Source organism: uncultured Leptotrichia sp., from assembly GCF_938036635.1.
Taxonomy (GTDB): domain Bacteria; phylum Fusobacteriota; class Fusobacteriia; order Fusobacteriales; family Leptotrichiaceae; genus Leptotrichia; species Leptotrichia hongkongensis.
Genome location: NZ_CALHQO010000221.1, coordinates 1 through 2,601 on the forward strand (window position 1 = coordinate 1; position 2,601 = coordinate 2,601).

A 2,601-nucleotide genomic window follows, 5' to 3' on the forward strand; every position below is an offset into this window, starting at 1 on the left:
CAATTACATTTTTAAACCTGATAACTTCGTCTCCTTCAGATCCAATCTGTTCATCCGCATAAATGATAGCATCATCTTTTAGCCTATACATAACTTTTTTGGCTTTCATATCTTTTTGCATCTGTTCAAGCGGTGTTGGAATTTTTTTAAAAAATACTGCATATATAAAATATATCAGTAGTAATATAAGTCCTCCATAACCTAGTTTTTTCCACATTATTTTTCTCCTAATTTTACTAATTTTACTTTTTATTTTTCATATTTTCCTTTAATTCAAACAAAAATTTCATTGCATCCATAGGTGTAATATTATTTATGTCATATTTATCTATTTTGCTCACAATTTCTGATAATTTTTCATTTTCTTCCTGAATTTCTACTAATTTTTCTTCATAAATCTGAGTTTTTTCATTGATTTCAAAATCACTTGTAAAATTAGTATCTTCAAATTCTTCAAAATCATTTTCAAACTCTGAATTTCCTCCAAAAAGTGATAGCTGGTGAACATCTACGGTTCTTTCAATCAATTCCTTTTTCTGCTCCAGCCGTTTCAATATTTTCTTGCTTTCAGTCAATATTTCCTTTGGAAGACCAGCCAATTTTGCCACTTCAATACCATAGGACTTGTCTGCTCCACCTTTTACAATATTTCGTAAAAACATTACTTTTCCCTGCTTTTCATCCACTTCTATCCGATAATTTACAATGTGTGCAAATTTATTTTCTAAATCAGTAAGTTCGTGATAATGTGTTGCAAAAACTGTCTTAGCACCAATTTTATCGTGAATATACATTGAAATGGCAGTCGCAATGGAAACACCGTCGGTTGTGGAAGTTCCACGTCCAACTTCATCAAGTATTATCAGGCTTTTTTCAGTCGCATTGTTTAGAATGTTGGAAACTTCACTCATTTCCACCATAAATGTACTTTGCCCAGTCAAAATATCATCAGAAGCTCCAATCCGTGTCAAATATTTGTCTATAACTGATAAATTTGCTTTTTTAGCAGGGACAAAAGAACCAATCTGAGCCATTATGGAAATTAATGCGATTTGCTTCATATACGTTGATTTTCCCGACATATTAGGTCCTGTCAGCACAACAAAACTTTCCTTTTCAGTAAAGACTGTATCATTTGAAACATAATCCGTCCTTCCAATCAGCTTTTCCACAACTGGATGCCTTCCGCCCTCAATTTCAAAGGAATATTCCTCATTCATTTCAGGTTTTGCGTAATCATTTTCAATGGCACTTACAGCAAAAGATACCATTACATCAATGTATGCCAACCTTTCTGCAAGTTCTGACAAAATTTTCCGATGTTCCTTGAGCTTTCCGCTGATTTCCTTGAACAAATGGTATTCCAAATCTTCGATTTTTGCTTTGGAATTTATTATTGTGTCCTCATATTTTTTCAGTTCAGGCGTAATGTATCTCTCTGAATTTGAAAGAGTCTGTTTTCTTATGTAATGTTCTGGCACCATATCCAGATTTGCTTTTGTAATTTCGATGAAGTAACCAAAAATCTTGTTAAACTTTATTTTCATATTTCGAATTCCAGTTGCTTCCCTTTCACGCTGTTCAATATCCAGTAAAAAGTCCTTCCCAGAATTCATGATATTTCTAATTTCATCCAGTTCTGCACTGTATCCAGATTTTATAATTCCGCCTTCACGTACTGAAAACGGTGCATCTTCATTTATACTGTTGTCAATTATTTTATAACATTCAAACAAAATATTTGCATCAATATCCTTAAAAAAATCAGTATTTCCCAAAATTCTCATTATTTCAACAGCCGATTTTATCGTTTTTTTCAATGCTATCAAATCTTTTCCATTTTCACTTCCAAAGATTATTTTCCCCAAAAGCCGCTCCAAATCGTAAATATCCTCAAGTTTTTCTCTCAAATCCTCACGAATCAAAATATTGTCAATAAAATACTGTACATCTTCCTGTCTTTTTCGTATTTTTTCAATATTTAAAAGTGGATTGTTTATAAATCTTTTTAAAAGCCGTGTTCCCATCGAAGTTTTACACTCGTCCAGTACCCACAAAAGCGAGCCATAAACAGTTTTTTCCCTCTGATTTTTCAAAAGTTCCAGATTTCTGCTTGTAATCGCATTTATTTCAGCATAATTGGAAATATTCACAAACTCGATTTTTTCTACAGTCAGCTCATGTTCAACCTGCATAGTAGCAGCATAATCAAGTGCCATAGCTGCAGCTCCAATTATCGCCTTTTTATCCTTAATCCCATAACTTTCAAGCGACACAATCTCAAAATAATCCATAAGATACTTTGCACTGTCCCGAACTTTACTCGCAAAAGTCACAACTGAATCATTCTTTTGTAAAAAATCATCTAACTTTTCCTTTATTTCTCCATAAAAATCCTCTGTAACAAGCACTTCCTTAGGTTCAATTTTATTAATCTCATTAAATAATTTTACAAAATCATCATCCTTTTCAACTTCCGTTACCTTAAACTCTCCAGTTGTTATATCAATATACGCAATTCCAAGTTTATTCTCAATTTTCAAAATACTCATCAAGTAATTATTGCTCTTGGCATCAAGTGCCTCCACATCCACAACTGTT

The 2,601-nt window shown here is 32.6% G+C and carries 2 protein-coding genes; both read right to left on the minus strand.

Annotated features, from left to right (window positions below):
- Window positions 1–217, minus strand: a 217-nt coding sequence (locus Q0370_RS04235; RefSeq protein WP_299572559.1) for a hypothetical protein, incomplete at its 3' end; no start/stop codon positions are given.
- A gap of 25 nt (window positions 218–242) precedes the next feature.
- Window positions 243–2,601: DNA mismatch repair protein MutS (gene mutS / locus Q0370_RS04240; protein WP_299572562.1), on the minus strand; the 2,359-nt coding region annotated here is incomplete at its 5' end.